The 424-nt window shown below is 49.5% G+C and carries 1 protein-coding gene; it reads left to right on the top strand.

Annotation, left to right across the window (positions count from 1 at the left end):
* On the top strand, positions 1-424 hold a 424-nt coding region (locus ICL55_RS34965), incomplete at both ends, for a hypothetical protein (RefSeq protein ID WP_188106718.1).

The raw sequence follows: 424 nt of genomic DNA, 5'->3' as shown, positions 1-424 counted from the left end.
CGTACCGTTCTCCGTACAGATCGACGCTAATCCGACTGTGCAGATTACAGCCGTACCAGACCAGATCTGTAAAGGCGCTACCACTACCCTGTCTATCGATAACAGCAACAATGGCCATAAGATCAGATGGACCCTGGACGGCATCGCCATCCCTGGTACTGATGACAAGGTATCTATCACCCACACGCCTACTGTAATTGGAAACAACACCTACAAAGTGACCGTGACAAACGGTGTCTGCGAGGTGTCCGACGACCAGGTGGTGATTGTAAGGTCCATGCCTACTGCTACTGTCACCAACAAAGCGATTAGTCAATGTGATAATGGAATCTTCACCATTGTGGCCAACCAGCCACTGTCCGATCAGATAGGTGAATGGACTTTTGTGGGCGATAACCACAACGCACAGATCACTAACAAGTCT

Source organism: Chitinophaga varians, assembly GCF_014529945.1.
In the GTDB taxonomy this organism is placed as follows: Bacteria; Bacteroidota; Bacteroidia; order Chitinophagales; family Chitinophagaceae; genus Chitinophaga; species Chitinophaga varians.
Note: the sequence above shows the minus strand (reverse complement) of the source record. Positions and strands in the feature narration are given on the sequence as shown.